The sequence below is a fragment of the Pseudomonas sp. B21-056 genome, assembly GCF_026016325.1.
Classification (GTDB): Bacteria; Pseudomonadota; Gammaproteobacteria; order Pseudomonadales; family Pseudomonadaceae; genus Aquipseudomonas.
In genome coordinates this window covers 5,681,669-5,696,931 of record NZ_CP087203.1, presented here as the reverse complement: position 1 = coordinate 5,696,931, position 15,263 = coordinate 5,681,669, and the positions used below count along the sequence as shown (strand labels likewise).

Genomic DNA, 15,263 nt, shown 5'->3' with positions numbered 1-15,263 from the left:
TCCATAAGGTTCGAGGAGTTGGTGATGAAAGTTCGTGCATCGGTGAAAAAGCTGTGCCGTAACTGCAAGATTATTCGCCGCGAAGGTGTTGTTCGAGTAATTTGCAGCGCGGAACCGCGTCACAAACAGCGCCAAGGCTGAGTGTGATTGTGCTTTAAGCCCGGCAGCTAGTGCGCTGCCGGGTTGATTATTTGTTATTACAGCGATATTATCTCGCGCCCTATTTCTTGGCTTCCGGGGCGTAGGTAGCTGTCAATTGGAGTCCCACTGAATGGCCCGTATTGCAGGCGTCAACATTCCAGATAACAAGCATACTGTTATCTCGCTGACCTACATCTATGGTGTTGGTCGCACTACTGCACAGAAAATTTGTGCGGTGGCTGGGGTCAACCCAGCGGCAAAGATCAAAGATCTGAGCGACGAGCAGATTGAACAGCTGCGTGGCGAAGTGGCGAAGTTCACCACTGAAGGTGACCTGCGTCGCGAAGTCAACATGAAAATCAAGCGCTTGATGGACCTCGGTTGCTATCGCGGTCTGCGTCATCGTCGTGGTCTGCCAGTACGCGGTCAGCGTACCAAGACCAACGCGCGTACCCGTAAAGGTCCGCGTAAGCCGATCCGCAAGTAATCGCCCCAGCGAATCGACAGGAATTTAATCATGGCAAAACCTGCTGCTCGTCCTCGTAAAAAAGTTAAAAAGACAGTGGTTGATGGCATCGCCCACATCCATGCTTCTTTTAACAACACCATCGTGACCATTACCGACCGTCAAGGTAACGCTCTTTCCTGGGCTACCTCCGGTGGTTCGGGTTTCCGCGGTTCCCGCAAGTCCACCCCGTTCGCTGCTCAAGTAGCTGCTGAGCGTGCTGGTCAAGCTGCGCTGGAATACGGCCTGAAAAACCTCGACGTCAACGTCAAGGGTCCAGGTCCAGGTCGTGAATCCGCAGTTCGTGCTTTGAACGGCTGTGGCTACAAGATCGCCAGCATCACCGACGTGACGCCAATCCCGCACAACGGGTGCCGTCCGCCGAAGAAGCGCCGCGTGTAATCCAGGAGATTGTAAAGAATGGCTCGTTACATTGGTCCAAAATGCAAACTCGCTCGTCGCGAAGGCACCGATCTCTTCCTGAAGAGCGGCGTGCGCGCGATCGAATCGAAGTGCAACATCGAAGCAGCACCTGGTATCCACGGCCAACGCCGCGGTCGCCAGTCCGATTACGGCACCCAACTGCGTGAAAAGCAGAAGGTCCGTCGTATCTACGGCGTTCTCGAGCGTCAATTCAGCGGCTACTACAAAGAAGCTGCTGGCAAGAAAGGCGCAACCGGCGAAAACCTGTTGCAACTGCTCGAATGCCGTCTGGACAACGTTGTATACCGTATGGGTTTCGGTTCTACTCGTGCCGAATCCCGTCAGCTGGTATCGCACAAGTCGATCAGCGTTAACGGTCAGACCGTAAACGTTCCGTCCTACCAGGTTCGTGCTGGTGACGTGGTTGCTGTTCGCGAGAAAGCAAAGAACCAACTTCGCATTGTCCAAGCTCTCGATCTGTGTGCCCAACGTGGCCGCGTAGAATGGGTAGAAGTAGACACTGAGAAGAAGTCGGGCGTTTTCAAGAACGTTCCAGCTCGCAGTGATCTGTCCGCCGACATCAACGAAAGCCTGATTGTCGAGCTCTACTCCAAGTAAGGGCTAGAAAATAGGTGCATCCATGCAGATTTCGGTAAATGAGTTCCTGACACCCCGCCATATTGATGTGCAGGTTGTCAGTCCAACCCGCGCCAAGATCACTCTCGAGCCTCTCGAGCGTGGTTTCGGCCACACCCTGGGCAACGCGCTGCGCCGCATCCTGTTGTCCTCAATGCCCGGCTGTGCAGTAGTCGAGGCCGAGATTGACGGTGTACTCCACGAGTACAGCGCCATCGAAGGCGTACAGGAAGATGTCATTGAAATCCTGTTGAACCTTAAAGGTCTGGCTATCAAGCTGCACGGTCGTGACGAAGTTACGCTGACCTTGTCGAAGAAGGGTTCGGGGGTGGTTACCGCTGCCGATATTCAGCTGGATCATGATGTCGAGATCGTTAACCCCGATCACGTAATCGCTAACCTGGCGTCTAACGGCGCCCTGAACATGAAGCTCACCGTAGCTCGTGGTCGTGGTTATGAACCGGCAGACTCGCGTCAGAGCGATGAAGACGAAAGCCGCAGCATCGGTCGCTTGCAGCTTGACTCTTCGTTCAGCCCGGTTCGCCGTATCGCATACGTGGTGGAAAACGCCCGTGTCGAGCAGCGTACCAACCTGGACAAGCTGGTTATTGATCTGGAAACCAACGGTACCCTGGATCCTGAAGAGGCTATCCGCCGCGCTGCAACCATCCTGCAACAGCAGTTGGCTGCGTTCGTCGACCTCAAGGGTGACAGTGAGCCAGTGGTTGTCGAGCAGGAAGACGAGATCGATCCGATCCTGCTTCGCCCGGTTGACGATCTGGAACTGACTGTACGTTCGGCTAACTGCCTTAAGGCGGAAAACATCTACTACATCGGCGACCTGATTCAGCGCACCGAAGTAGAGCTGTTGAAGACTCCGAACCTTGGCAAGAAATCCTTGACTGAAATCAAGGACGTTCTGGCCTCCCGCGGTCTGTCCCTCGGCATGCGCCTCGACAACTGGCCGCCTGCAAGTCTTAAGAAGGACGACAAGGCGACTGCCTGATCGTCGTAATCACCGAACGTTGTGTTTGGTAAGGAATGAACCATGCGTCATCGTAAAAGTGGTCGTCACCTGAGCCGCACCAGCTCGCACCGCAAGGCCATGTTCCAGAACATGGCGGTGTCGCTGTTCGAGCACGAGCTGATCAAAACTACACTGCCGAAAGCCAAAGAACTGCGTCGCGTTGCTGAGCCGCTGATCACTCTGGCCAAGACAGACAGCCTGGCTAACCGCCGCCTGGCTTTCGACCGTACTCGTTCGAAAGCTATCGTTGGTAAGCTCTTCAACGACCTGGGCAAGCGTTACGCTACCCGTGAGGGTGGCTACCTGCGCATCCTCAAGTGCGGTTTCCGCGCTGGCGACAACGCGCCTATGGCGTACGTCGAGTTGGTTGATCGTGCTACCGGCGGTGAAGCTGTATCCGCTGAGTAAGACGGCAATAAACAAAAAACCGGGCCAAGTGCCCGGTTTTTTGTGCCTGTTGAAAAAGCGAAAGAGCCGTTGCGCCTGGCTTCGCTATTGGCAACAAGGCAACGTTAGATAATGACTATCGACGTCCATGATTTAATGAATTTGGATACTGTCATTAATATGCTCAATACTCCTTTCCAGCCGATTAGCCGGCAGTTCGAAGACCGACCGAGGAAGATTGAGCATGAGCCAGACCAAAACGCTTACGACCGCAAGCGGCGCTCCTGTCGCCGATAACCAGAATTCTCGCTCCGCCGGCCCACGTGGTCCGCTGCTGCTCGACGATTTCCATCTCATCGAGAAACTTGCTCACTTCAACCGCGAGAACATTCCTGAACGCCGTGTCCACGCCAAAGGGTCGGGCGCCTACGGCACATTCACCGTAACCCGGGACATCACTCAGTACACCAGCGCCAAGCTGTTCGAATCGATCGGCAAGCAGACGCCAACGTTCCTGCGGTTTTCCACCGTGGGCGGCGAACGGGGTTCTGCCGACACCGAGCGCGATCCCCGTGGTTTTGCCCTGAAGTTCTATACCGAGGAAGGCAACTGGGACATCGTCGGCAATAACACGCCGGTATTCTTCATTCGCGATCCACTGAAATTTCCGGACTTCATCCATACCCAGAAACGTCTGCCACAAAGCAACCTGAAAAGCGCCCAGGCAATGTGGGATTTCTGGTCCCATTCGCCAGAGGCGTTGCACCAGATCACCATTCTGTTCTCTGATCGCGGTATCCCTGACGGCTACCGTCACATGCACGGCTTCGGCAGTCACACCTACAGCCTGCTCAACGCTCAGGGCGAGCGTCATTGGGTGAAGTGGCACTACAAGACCAAGCAGGGCATCAAGAACCTGGCGCCCGCTGAGGCAGCGCGTCTCGCGGGCACTGACCCGGACTACGCCCAGCGCGACCTGTTCGAGGCCATTGAGCGCGGTGACTTCCCGAAATGGAGCGTGTGCATCCAGATCATGACCGAAGCCCAGGCCGCCGCTCATTACGAGAATCCGTTCGACGTGACCAAGACCTGGTCGCAGAAAGAGTTTCCGTTGATTGAAGTCGGAGAGCTCGAACTCAACCGCAACCCGCTGAACTACTTTGCCGAAGTGGAACAGGCGGCGTTCGGGCCGAGCAACATGGTGCCAGGCGTTGGCCTGTCGCCGGATCGCATGCTGCAAGGTCGTGTATTCGCCTACGCCGATGCCCATCGCTACCGTGTTGGCACCAATCACCAGCAATTGCCGGTGAATGCGCCACGCAGTCCGGTCAATACCTATCAGCGTGATGGCGCCATGGCGTTCGGCAGCAATGGCGGGGCGGCACCAAACTACGAGCCCAACAGCTATGTCGAGGCGCCGAAGCAGGCCCCGCATTACGCGGAGCCGGCCCTGGCCCTTAGCGGGGCGGCGGATCGGTACGATCACCGGGAAGACACTGATTACTACAGCCACGCCGGTGCGCTGTTCCGCCTGATGAACAGCGAGCAGAAGGCCCTGCTGATCAGCAACATCGCCGGTGCCATGGGCGGTGTGTCGGCGGATGTGGTCGATCGCCAACTGCAGCATTTCTTCAAAGCGGACGACGCTTATGGAGAAGGTATCGCAAAGGCGCTGGGCGTACAGCTTAACTAAGTCTAAACGAGAAGCAGAACCGCCCTCATTAGGGCGGTTTTTGCGTTATTTACCCTCGCTTTCTCGGATTTTCTTCGCTTTTATTGCGATAGAGCAGTGACCTCGCGGTCAGCTTGGTTCAAACTAGAGCCTTTCAAAGCTTGTGGAGATGTAGGGCGATGCAAGGTCACCCGGACGTAATCGATTACCTCAACACGCTGCTGACAGGTGAACTGGCAGCCCGTGATCAATATTTCATCCATTCGCGGATGTACGAGGATTGGGGTTTTACCGAGCTCTACGAACGTATCAACCATGAGATGGAAGAAGAGGCACAGCATGCCGATGCGTTGATGCGTCGGATCCTGATGCTCGAAGGTACGCCGCGCATGCGCCCGGACGACCTGGACATCGGAACCACCGTGCCCGACATGCTCGCTGCCGACCTGCGCCTGGAATACAAAGTCCGGGCTGCATTGTGCAAGGGTATCGAGCTTTGCGAGCAGCACAACGACTATGTCACCCGCGAAATCCTGCGTGTTCAGCTTAATGACACTGAGGAAGACCATACCTACTGGCTTGAGAAGCAGCTGGGTCTGATCAAGTTGATCGGGTTGGAAAATTACCTGCAGTCGCAGTTCTGACCGCGAATTGTGGGAGCGAGCTTGCTCGCGATAGCGATTTAACCATCACATAGATGCAAGCTGACACACCGCTATCGCGAGCAGGCTCGCTCCCACAGAAAGCAAAAGCCCCTGCCATCGATGAGATGACAGGGGCTTTTTCATGCTCGGGACTGGATCAGTCCCGGTCACGCTCCAGCAATGGCTTGAGGTAGTACCCAGTGTGGGACTGTTTCATCCCGGCGACTTGCTCAGGCGTACCCACCGCGATGATCTGGCCGCCCTTGGAGCCGCCTTCCGGCCCCAGGTCCACCAGCCAGTCGGCCGTCTTGATCACGTCCAGGTTGTGTTCGATCACCACCACGGTGTTGCCGTGGTCGCGAAGGCGGTGCAACACATCGAGCAATTGCTGGATATCGGCGAAGTGCAGGCCTGTGGTCGGCTCGTCGAGGATATACAGGGTCTTGCCGGTGTCGCGCTTGGACAGCTCGCGGGACAGCTTGACCCGCTGGGCTTCACCGCCGGACAGGGTCGTGGCTGATTGGCCGAGCTTGATGTACGACAGGCCGACATCCATCAGTGTTTGCAGCTTGCGCGCCAGGGCCGGCACCGCGTCGAAGAATTCCCGGGCCTCTTCGATGGTCATCTCGAGGGTTTCATGGATGTTCTTGCCCTTGTATTTGATCTCAAGGGTCTCGCGGTTGTAACGCTTGCTCTTGCACACGTCGCACGGCACATAGATGTCCGGCAGGAAATGCATCTCCACCTTGATCAGGCCATCGCCCTGGCAGGCTTCGCAACGCCCACCCTTGACGTTGAACGAGAACCGCCCCGGGCCGTAACCCCGGGAACGGGATTCCGGCACGCCGGCGAACAATTCGCGGATCGGCGTGAACAACCCGGTGTAGGTCGCCGGGTTGGAGCGCGGCGTACGGCCGATCGGGCTCTGGTCGATGTCGACGACCTTGTCCAGGTGCTCCAGGCCCTTGATGCTGTCGTGGGGCGCGGCTTCCAGGGTGGTCGCGCCGTTCAGGGCCGTGGCGCTGAGGGGAAACAGGGTGTTGTTGATCAGCGTCGATTTGCCCGAGCCGGACACGCCGGTGACGCAGGTCAGCAAACCAATCGGGATTTCCAGGTCGACGTTGCGCAGGTTGTTGCCACGGGCCCCCTTGAGGGTCAGCGACAGCTTCTTGTTGCGCGGCGTTCGTTTGGCCGGGACCTTGATCTTCACCCGTCCCGACAGGTACTTGCCAGTCAGGGAGTCAGGGTGCGCCATGACTTCGGCAGCAGTGCCCTGGGCCACGATATGCCCGCCATGCACGCCCGCGCCCGGGCCGATGTCCACGACGTAGTCCGCCAGACGGATCGCGTCTTCGTCATGCTCGACCACGATCACCGTGTTGCCGATGTCCCGCAGGTGTTTCAGGGTGCCGAGCAGTCGGTCGTTGTCCCGCTGGTGCAGGCCGATGGATGGCTCGTCGAGGATGTACATCACCCCCACCAGGCCGGCGCCGATCTGGCTGGCCAGGCGGATACGCTGGGCTTCGCCGCCGGACAGGGTGTCTGCGCTGCGGTCCAGGGTGAGGTAATCCAGGCCGACGTTCACCAGGAACTGCAGGCGCTCGCTGATTTCCTTGAGGATCTTGTCGGCGATTTCGCCTCGGCGGCCGGTGAGCTTCAGGCCGGCGAAGTAATCGGTGGCGTCGCCAATCGGCAGGTTGGTCACTGCCGGCAATGTCTTCTCGCCAACCCACACATGCCGTGCCTCGCGCCGCAGGCGGGTGCCGCGGCAATCAGGGCAGGGCTGGGTGCTGAGGAACTTGGCCAGTTCTTCGCGTACGCTGGCCGATTCAGTCTCGCGGTAGCGCCGTTCAAGGTTCGGCACGATGCCTTCGAACGGGTGGGAGCGCTTGACGATATCGCCACGGTCGTTCAAGTACTTGAAGTCGACGCTTTGCGTGCCGCTGCCGTGCAGGATGGATTTCTGCTGGTCGGCGGGCAGTTCGTTGAAAGGCTTGTCCAGGCTGAACTTGTAGTGGGCGGCCAACGACCCGAGCATCTGGAAGTAATAGACGTTGCGCCTGTCCCAGCCGCGTATTGCGCCTTCGGCCAGGGTCAGTTCGCCGTTGACCAGGCGCTTGGTGTCGAAGAACTGCTTGACCCCCAGGCCATCGCAGGTCGGGCAGGCGCCGGCCGGGTTGTTGAAGGAGAACAGCTTGGGTTCCAGCTCGCTGATGGCATGGCCGCAGACCGGGCAGGCGAAGCGCGCCGAGAAGATGATTTCTTCCCCGGGCTCATCGTCCATCGGTGCGACGAGGGCAATGCCATCGGCCAGCTTCAGCGCCGTCTCGAAGGACTCTGCCAGTCGCTGTTGCAGGTCGGCGCGGACCTTGAAGCGATCGACCACCACATCGATCGAATGCTTCTTCTGCTTGTCCAGCTTCGGCAGTTCGTCCAGCTCGCAGAGCTTGCCATTGACCCGGGCCCGGACGAAGCCCTGGGCGCGCAATTCTTCGAAAACCAGCAGGTGTTCGCCCTTGCGCTCGCGGATGACCGGCGCAAGCAGCATCAACTTGCTGCCTTCCGGCTGGGCCAGCACCAGGTCGACCATCTGGCTGACGGTCTGGGCTTCCAGGGGAATGTCATGGTCGGGGCAGCGGGGAATGCCGACCCGCGCATACAGCAGGCGCAGGTAGTCGTAGATCTCGGTGATGGTGCCGACCGTCGACCGTGGGTTATGGGACGTCGATTTCTGTTCGATGGAGATGGCCGGCGACAGGCCTTCGATGGTGTCGACGTCGGGTTTCTCCATCATCGACAGGAACTGCCGGGCGTAGGCCGACAGCGATTCGACATAGCGTCGCTGGCCTTCGGCGTACAGGGTGTCGAAGGCCAGCGATGATTTGCCGGATCCGGACAGGCCGGTGATGACGATCAGCTTGTCCCGGGGCAGGGTCAGGTCGATGTTCTTCAGGTTGTGGGTTCGGGCCCCACGAATCAGGATCTTGTCCAAAATGGCCTCGCTCGGCGGGCGTCGAAAACGTAGGAGTATACGGGCAAATACTGGATGGATAAACACTATTGAGCGCGCGATTGCAGCCATACATGAAGACTGCGCGTCAAACGGTCGCGATATACCCCCTCAATCGATGGGACTGGTAGAATCGCCGCCGGTTCAGATGAGGTTTTTCCATGCACGATCCCCACAGCGAGCGCATGAGTGGCGGCGAGACCCGGGCGGCAAGCGGTCTGGCCCTGGTGTTCGCCTTCCGTATGCTGGGCATGTTCATGGTGTTGCCGGTGCTGGCGACCTATGGCATGGACCTGGCGGGCGCTACGCCGGCCCTGATCGGGTTGGCGATTGGCGCTTATGGCCTGACCCAGGCCATTTTCCAGATCCCGTTCGGGATCATTTCCGACCGCATCGGCCGGCGTCCGGTGATCTACCTGGGACTGATCGTCTTCGCCCTCGGCAGTGTGCTGGCGGCCAACGCCGACTCGATCTGGGGCGTGATCGCCGGACGGATCCTGCAAGGCGCGGGGGCGATTTCCGCTGCTGTCATGGCGTTGTTGTCGGACCTGACCCGGGAACAGCATCGGACCAAGGCCATGGCCATGATCGGCATGACCATCGGCCTGTCGTTCGCTGTCGCCATGGTCGTCGGCCCGTTGCTGACCCGCGCCTTTGGCTTGTCGGGCCTGTTCCTGGCAACCGGTGGCATGGCGCTGGTGGGGATCCTGATCGTGGCGTTCATGGTGCCGCGCTCCACCGGGCCGTTGCAGCACCGTGAGTCCGGAGTGGCGCGCCAGGCGCTGATCCCGACGCTCAAGCACCCGGACCTGCTGCGCCTGGACCTGGGCATCTTCGTCCTCCACGCCATGCTGATGTCCAGCTTCGTTGCTTTGCCTCTGGCGCTGGTCGAGAAGGCCGGGCTGCCCAAGGAGCAGCACTGGTGGGTCTATCTGACTGCGCTGCTGATTTCGTTCTTCGCCATGATCCCGTTCATCATCTATGGCGAGAAGCGACGCAAAATGAAACGAGTTTTACTCGGCGCCGTCGCGACGCTGATGCTCACTGAGCTATTCTTCTGGCAGTTCGGCGATAGCCTGCGGGCACTGGTGATCGGTACGGTGGTGTTTTTCACCGCGTTCAATCTGCTGGAGGCGTCGCTGCCGTCGCTGATCAGCAAGGTTTCACCGGCGGGCGGCAAGGGCACGGCGATGGGGGTGTATTCCACCAGCCAGTTCCTGGGGTCGGCGTTGGGCGGAATTCTCGGTGGCTGGCTGTTCCAGCATGGCGGTTTGTCGGTTGTGTTCCTGGGATGCGCCGCGCTGGCTGCACTTTGGCTGGTCTTTGCTGTTACCATGCGCGAACCGCCGTATGTGACGAGCCTGCGCTTGCCGTTGTCGCCCGAAGCCATTCGCGAAGCAGGCCTGGTCGAGCGCCTCAGGGCCGTCGTTGGCGTAACCGATGCAGTGGTGGTCGCCGACGAGGCGGCCGTTTATATCAAACTGGACACCGAATTATTGGATCGTGCGACGCTTGAGCGCCTGGTGAACAACCCGGCCCCGACCGCGTGCGAAGCCTAGGAGAACGTTATGGCCCGTGGGGTTAACAAAGTCATATTGGTCGGTACGTGCGGCCAGGATCCCGAGGTTCGCTACCTGCCTAACGGCAACGCCGTGACCAACCTGAGTCTGGCGACCAGCGAACAGTGGACCGACAAGCAGACCGGCCAGAAGGTCGAGAAGACCGAATGGCACCGCGTGTCGATGTTCGGCAAGGTGGCTGAGATCGCCGGCGAATACCTGCGCAAGGGTTCGCAGGTGTACATCGAAGGCAAGTTGCAGACGCGTGAGTGGGAAAAAGACGGCATCAAGCGCTACACCACTGAAATCGTGGTCGACATGCAAGGCACCATGCAACTGCTGGGTGGCCGTCCACAGGGTGACCAGCAGCAGGGTGGCAACAACTACCAGCAGTCGGCCCCGCGTCAGCAGGCGCCTCGTCCGCAGTCGGCGCCACAGCCACAACGCGAGCGCCCGGCCCCACAACAGGCCGCGCCGCAACCGGCTCCGGATTTCGACAGCTTTGATGACGATATTCCGTTCTGAGGATACGTCTCAGGCCTAGCCTGCCCTGTATCGCCCCGAAAGCCCCAGAGCCCCGTGCCTGGGGCTTTTTGTTTCGACGCTAGCCAGATCGGGTCGGCTCCTGCATCCAAGACCGGTTACAAATCCAAATCCAGGACCTCCTGCATCTTTTCGCCAATGGACTGCCGTAACCAGGCTGAGTGAAACGCCATGTCCTTGACTGGAATGTGCATCCAGAACCGGATCTCGATCGGCTTGCCATTGTCCCCAGTGAAGCACACCACCAAATGACAAGCGTGGGCGTTAGCGTTTTCCACGCAGGGGGTGATGGAATAGATGTCGCTGTAGGGCACGCACTCTTCGGTGGGCGCGCGTGCTGGACGGCGCTGGGTGAAGGTGAGGCGTTGCTGGCGTTCGTCAAAGCAGAAACCAAGCACTTGAGGGCCGGAGGAAAGCCAGCAAAGCATGCAGATGGCCACGAATGCGCTGACGAACATGAGCGTCAAAAACAGAGGATCCTCGATCACCCTGGTATGAACGCTCGACAGACCTTCGGTGGAGAACAGCTCGACTGATACCACCACCAGCCCGTAGATCGGCAAGGCAAGCAACAGCGCCACGGCGTACAGCAGGGTACCCAGGTATCCCGTGCTGGATATTTCGCTTGGGTAATCCCACGTGGGGGGATGCCGGGGCGTTGGGGCGACGGTATCGGTCGGGACTGGGGACGGAACCAGGCGCGACGGGTGTTTGCGTTTCATGCGGCTGGCTCTTGGGAAACTTAGCGGCCATTCTTATCGTTATTCTTCAACTACGCCTAGTGGAAATCAGCAATCGTCAGTTTCAAATGAAAAATCGCGCCTCGGTGCTCGAAGCGCGGTTTGCTTTGCCTGGGCCTCAGCGGCTGGCCGCCAAAAACTGCTCTGTGCTCACCACCTTCGCATAGGCGAACCCCAACGCCGACATGAAGGCTGCATGCACCTGGGCTGCCGGAACGACGACGCCATTGAACTCCAGGTCCAGGGTCGCGCAGGCGTCGTGGATCACCGTGACCTCGTAGCCCAGGTCCGCCGCCGCCCGGGCGACACCGTCGATGCACATGTGGCTCATGCTGCCGACGATGACCAGTTGGGTGATGCCGTGATGGTCGAGGAGGGATTGCAGTTCGGTTTCGCGGAATGAATTGACGAAGTGCTTGAGCACTACGGGTTCATTGGCCTGGTTGAGCACTTTGGAATGCAGCTTCGCGCCTTCGGAGCCCGGGGCGAAGAAGGGCGCATCGTCGGACGTGAACTCGTGGCGGATATGCACCACCTGATCCCCGGCCTGGCGGAAGGCCGCGATCATTCGTGCAGCGTTGTCCGCAGCGGCTTCGACACCGCTCAGTGGCCATTTTCCCTGGGGGAAGTAGTCGTTCTGGATATCGACTACGATGAGCGCTTGCTTGGACATGGAGACTTCCTCGATAAGGGGTGTGGAGGCCAGTATTGGCTTTTGCCGCCGGTTCGAGGATTGGCCGCAACGACAATAGGCGGGGGAAAACTGACAAATGACGCAGGAACAGGCAGTCGCCGAGCTGGGGGTGCTGATCTATCCCGGCGCGCAATTGGCGGCGGTGCATGGCTTGACCGATCTGTTCTGCGTGGCGGACCGGATCGCGACCGAGCATGCTGGCGCGCAGTTGCCGCGGTTGCGGGTCAGTCACTGGCAGGCACAGGAAGGCGGGGCGCCGTTGCGGGTATTCGACAGCGCACCCGGTCCGGACGGAATGCTGGCGGCGTTGTTGATTCCACCGTCCCTTGCCGGCTTCAGCAAAAGCCAATCCTCGGAAGCGCTGATGGCTTGGCTGCGAGCCCGGCACAGTGCGGGCACCGTGTTGGGCGGAGTTTGCGTGGGCTCGATCCTGTTGGCTGAAAGTGGCTTGCTTGATGGGCGTTGCGCCACCACCCACTGGACGTCGGCCAAGGCATTTGCGGCGCTTTATCCAGCGGTCAAGCTTGAAGCCGATAAACCCATCGTCGACGACGGCGATCTGATCACCACCGCCGGGCTGATGGCTTGGGCGGAGCTGGGGCTGCGACTGGTGGACCGCTTGCTGGGCCCGAGCATCGCGACGCGCACGGCGCGGTTCCTGGTGATTGAGCACAGTGATAGTGCGAGCGAGTGCGGCAGCAATTTTGCGCCGATCCTCGGGCACGGCGACGGGGCGATTCTCAAGGTCCAGCACTGGTTGCAGGGCAGCGGCGCGGTGGATGTTTCCCTCGGCGCGATGGCTGAACGGGCCGGGCTGGAAGAACGTACCTTCCAGCGCCGGTTTCGCGCCGCCACCGGGCTCAAGCCCACCGAGTACTGCCAACACCTGCGAGTCGGCAAGGCCCGGGAGATGCTGGAGTTCACCAATGGCACCATTGACCACATCGCCTGGACCGTCGGTTATCAGGACCCGAGTGCCTTTCGAGCGACGTTCAAGAAAATCACCGGGCTGGCGCCGAGTGACTACCGGACAAAGTTCGGGGTAAGTCCGCCAGGCGTTTCAAAGTAGTAGCGATATCATTGTGGCGAGGGGATTTATCCCCGCTGGTCTGCGAAGCAGACCCTCAACTTCTCATCCAAAAATCAGGGGCTGCTGTGCAGCCCAGCGGGGCGGTGCGACGTTTCGCTAAATCCCCTCTCCACAGGGAGTTTGTTTTTTCTCCAGTTATCGTGCAATTCGCGGGATCGCTGCCGTGGGTCGTGCAGAATGAAACAGGCCAGGTGCCACTAACGTTACCGTAATCCCCCGTTTTCCTCGGCGCCAGTCCTCGCCATGCCGTTGGCCTGATCTCTGCACCCTGTTATCCACAGCCATCGAGCGCAGGTAAAAGGGCAACGCATGACGCCAGTCAATCGCAACAAAACCGTAGTGGCCCATTCGGTCAATCCTCACGCGCCGCTCCATGAAGTGGAAACCAATCGTGCCCTGGCCCGTTGGCTGGCGCAGATCCTGGGAGTTGAATACGGCGGCAGCTATGACAGCCAGGAGCATGCCGGGCGCGGCCTCTATCTGCTGCCCACGCAAACCCTGATCGGCCCGGAAGCCGCCCGGCACATGGGTGTCTCGGGGGCGGACGATCTGTGGGGCGGTTATGTCGAGCATGATTTCATCTGCACCAAGGCCATCACCCACGGTCTGCTGAATAAGCATGCCGTCGCCCCCATCGGCTGGTCGCCGCTGTTCGCCAAGCTCGCCCGCAGCGTGGTGCTCGATGGCGTGAGTGTTTTCTCCCTCCAGGATGCGCGCCAGGCCGCCGAACATCTGCTGTACGCCGGGCCGATCCGCTTCAAGCCGATCCATGCCTGTGCCGGACGCGACCAGCGGGTCATCCAAAGCCTCGGGCAGTTCGACGAAATCGCCGCTGATCCCGGTGCCCAGGCTCTGTTCCGCGACGGTGTGGTGCTGGAGCAGAACCTCGATGAGGTCCGGACCCAGAGCGTCGGCCAGAGCTGCATCCAAGGCAAGAGCCTGAGCTATTGCGGCGTGCAGCACCTGACCCGGGACAGCGAAGGGCTGGAGGTGTATGGCGGCTCGGATCTGCTGGTGGTGCAGGGTGGCTACATCGAGTTGCTCAGGCTTGAGCTGCCCGATGAGATGCGCGAGGCGGTGCGGCTCGCCCAGGTGTTCGACGATGCCGCCAACCAGGCCTATCCCGGTTTCTTTGCGTCCCGGCGCAACTACGACATTGCCCAGGGCATCGATACCGGTGGCCAGCCCCGTGGCGGCGTGCTGGAGCAATCCTGGCGCATGGGCGGGGCCAGCAGTGCGGAGCTGGCGGCGCTGCAAATATTCGTCCAGGAGCCGTCGGCCAGCGTGGTCCGCGTGTCCTCGGTGGAAACCTACATCGACCAGCCGCTGCCTCCCGGCGCCATGGAGGTGTACCGCGGCCCGGCGCACAACGGTGATTTCCTACTCAAATACGTAACGGTTCATTCCCATGACGGCTAGAAGTGAAACCATTCAGATCGAGATCGACGACGAGCACATGAACGGGACGTTCCTGAGCCCTAAATCGAAAGTCCCTGGCGTGTTGTTCGTGCACGGCTGGGGCGGCAGCCAGGAGCGTGACCTGGAACGGGCCAAGGGCATCGCCGGCTTGGGTTGCGTGTGTCTGACCTTTGACTTGCGCGGCCACACCGGCGGGGCGGGCATTCCGCTGTCCAGGGTGACGCGGGAAGACAACTTGCGAGACTTGCTGACGGCCTATGACCGGCTGCTGGCCCATCCCGCCTTGGACACTTCGGCGATTGCGGTGGTGGGCACCAGCTATGGCGGTTATCTCGCCTCGATTCTGACTTCGCTGCGACCGGTACGCTGGCTGGCGTTGCGGGTGCCGGCGCTGTACCGCGACGAGCAATGGCACACGCCCAAGCGCGACCTGGACAAGACCGATCTGCTGGATTATCGCAGTACCCTGGTGCACGCCGGCACCAACCGCGCCTTGCACGCCTGCTCGCAGTTCACCGGTGATGTGTTGCTGGTGGAGTCGGAAACCGACGACCATGTGCCCCATGCCACCATCATGAGCTACCGCGCCGCATGCCAGCAGACCCATTCGTTGACCCATCGAATCATCGATGGCGCCGACCATGCCTTGAGCGACCCCATCTCACAGCAGGCCTACACCTCGATCCTGGTGGACTGGATCACGGAAATGGTGGTGGGAGAGCGGTTGAGCATCATTCAGGAGCGGTAGGCTTCGGTGCCTATGCGGGCGCCAT

General features: G+C 59.9%; 16 protein-coding genes. 13 read left to right on the top strand and 3 right to left on the bottom strand.

Annotation, left to right across the window (positions count from 1 at the left end; translation table 11 throughout):
• The first annotated feature begins 24 nt into the window (after positions 1-24).
• The 8 genes from rpmJ to bfr all read left to right on the top strand — a co-directional run bounded on the left by rpmJ (position 25) and on the right by bfr (position 5,435).
• Positions 25-141: a 50S ribosomal protein L36 gene (gene rpmJ / locus LOY67_RS24825; RefSeq protein ID WP_002555468.1), complete on the top strand. Its 117-nt coding sequence runs from the start codon at positions 25-27 to the stop codon at positions 139-141.
• Positions 142-271: 130 nt separating this feature from the next.
• The gene (rpsM, locus tag LOY67_RS24820; RefSeq protein ID WP_024778332.1) at positions 272-628 is read left to right on the top strand and encodes a 30S ribosomal protein S13; all 357 of its coding nucleotides are present in this window, start codon (positions 272-274) and stop codon (positions 626-628) included.
• A gap of 30 nt (positions 629-658) precedes the next feature.
• Positions 659-1,048 carry a 30S ribosomal protein S11 gene (rpsK, locus tag LOY67_RS24815; RefSeq protein WP_002555466.1) on the top strand — a complete coding sequence of 130 codons (390 nt, stop codon included), beginning with the start codon at positions 659-661 and terminating at the stop codon, positions 1,046-1,048.
• A gap of 18 nt (positions 1,049-1,066) precedes the next feature.
• Positions 1,067-1,687 carry a 30S ribosomal protein S4 gene (gene rpsD, locus LOY67_RS24810; protein ID WP_003176404.1) on the top strand — a complete coding sequence of 207 codons (621 nt, stop codon included), beginning with the start codon at positions 1,067-1,069 and terminating at the stop codon, positions 1,685-1,687.
• Between the two features lie 22 nt (positions 1,688-1,709).
• Entirely contained in the window at positions 1,710-2,711 is a 1,002-nt protein-coding gene (locus LOY67_RS24805) for a DNA-directed RNA polymerase subunit alpha (RefSeq protein WP_003186012.1), read from the top strand.
• A gap of 42 nt (positions 2,712-2,753) precedes the next feature.
• Complete coding sequence (rplQ, locus tag LOY67_RS24800; RefSeq protein ID WP_024778333.1) at positions 2,754-3,140, top strand: 50S ribosomal protein L17; 387 nt, start codon at positions 2,754-2,756, stop codon at positions 3,138-3,140.
• Between the two features lie 223 nt (positions 3,141-3,363).
• Positions 3,364-4,812 (top strand): catalase, encoded by a 1,449-nt coding sequence (locus LOY67_RS24795; protein ID WP_265064860.1) that lies wholly within the window; start codon positions 3,364-3,366, stop codon positions 4,810-4,812.
• 158 nt (positions 4,813-4,970) lie between these two features.
• The gene (gene bfr / locus LOY67_RS24790) at positions 4,971-5,435 is read left to right on the top strand and encodes a bacterioferritin (protein ID WP_024778335.1); all 465 of its coding nucleotides are present in this window, start codon (positions 4,971-4,973) and stop codon (positions 5,433-5,435) included.
• Between the two features lie 157 nt (positions 5,436-5,592).
• Here bfr and uvrA read toward each other — a convergent pair whose 3' ends face one another.
• Entirely contained in the window at positions 5,593-8,427 is a 2,835-nt protein-coding gene (gene uvrA, locus LOY67_RS24785) for an excinuclease ABC subunit UvrA (RefSeq protein ID WP_265064859.1), read from the bottom strand.
• Between the two features lie 179 nt (positions 8,428-8,606).
• Here uvrA and LOY67_RS24780 point away from each other — a divergent pair, with 179 nt between their 5' ends.
• Both LOY67_RS24780 and LOY67_RS24775 read left to right on the top strand, forming a co-directional pair.
• Entirely contained in the window at positions 8,607-10,004 is a 1,398-nt protein-coding gene (locus LOY67_RS24780; RefSeq protein ID WP_265064858.1) for an MFS transporter, read from the top strand.
• Between the two features lie 9 nt (positions 10,005-10,013).
• Positions 10,014-10,529 carry a single-stranded DNA-binding protein gene (locus LOY67_RS24775; protein ID WP_024778338.1) on the top strand — a complete coding sequence of 172 codons (516 nt, stop codon included), beginning with the start codon at positions 10,014-10,016 and terminating at the stop codon, positions 10,527-10,529.
• A gap of 116 nt (positions 10,530-10,645) precedes the next feature.
• Here LOY67_RS24775 and LOY67_RS24770 read toward each other — a convergent pair whose 3' ends face one another.
• Positions 10,646-11,269: a hypothetical protein gene (locus LOY67_RS24770; protein ID WP_265064857.1), complete on the bottom strand. Its 624-nt coding sequence runs from the start codon at positions 11,267-11,269 to the stop codon at positions 10,646-10,648.
• Positions 11,270-11,405: 136 nt separating this feature from the next.
• A complete protein-coding gene (locus LOY67_RS24765; RefSeq protein WP_265064856.1) occupies positions 11,406-11,960 on the bottom strand; it encodes a cysteine hydrolase family protein in 555 nt (184 codons plus the stop codon).
• A gap of 97 nt (positions 11,961-12,057) precedes the next feature.
• On the opposite strand from LOY67_RS24765, the gene LOY67_RS24760 reads away from it, so the two are divergent.
• The 3 genes from LOY67_RS24760 to LOY67_RS24750 all read left to right on the top strand — a co-directional run bounded on the left by LOY67_RS24760 (position 12,058) and on the right by LOY67_RS24750 (position 15,238).
• On the top strand, positions 12,058-13,050 hold the full coding sequence (locus LOY67_RS24760) for a GlxA family transcriptional regulator (RefSeq protein WP_265064855.1): 993 nt from the start codon (positions 12,058-12,060) through the stop codon (positions 13,048-13,050).
• A gap of 330 nt (positions 13,051-13,380) precedes the next feature.
• Positions 13,381-14,490: a DUF3182 family protein gene (locus LOY67_RS24755; protein ID WP_265064854.1), complete on the top strand. Its 1,110-nt coding sequence runs from the start codon at positions 13,381-13,383 to the stop codon at positions 14,488-14,490.
• The gene (locus LOY67_RS24750; RefSeq protein ID WP_265064853.1) at positions 14,480-15,238 is read left to right on the top strand and encodes an alpha/beta hydrolase family protein; all 759 of its coding nucleotides are present in this window, start codon (positions 14,480-14,482) and stop codon (positions 15,236-15,238) included. The genes LOY67_RS24755 and LOY67_RS24750 overlap by 11 nt, the downstream gene beginning before the upstream one ends.
• Positions 15,239-15,263: the final 25 nt, after the last annotated feature.